We start from the raw sequence: 218 nt of genomic DNA, 5'->3' as shown, positions 1-218 counted from the left end.
CTACCCAGTAGGGACCCGTGCAGTACAGGTGTATTGAGTTTCGGTTCGCACGCTCACGATCCATGATCTCTGTCAAACGCTCACGCAACAGGCTCATCAGCCGGATGCCCGAAGGGACGCCGCATGTCTCTCTCTCTTCTCTCATATCTTTTATTTATCGCCGTTCCCGTGCCCGAACCAACGGTCGTAATCACGTAAACGACGTATCAACACGGACT

1 pseudogene is annotated in these 218 nt (G+C 53.2%); it reads right to left on the bottom strand.

Annotated elements, in window-relative coordinates:
• Positions 1-150: 150 nt before the first annotated feature.
• Positions 151-218: pseudogene (locus tag DW205_RS22930) on the bottom strand (transcriptional regulator); the annotation flags it as partial.

The organism is Parabacteroides sp. AM17-47, from assembly GCF_003434625.1.
Lineage (GTDB): Bacteria > Bacteroidota > Bacteroidia > Bacteroidales > Tannerellaceae > Parabacteroides > Parabacteroides distasonis.
The sequence above is the reverse complement of the archived record's forward strand: the minus strand, read 5'-3'. Positions and strand labels throughout refer to the sequence as shown.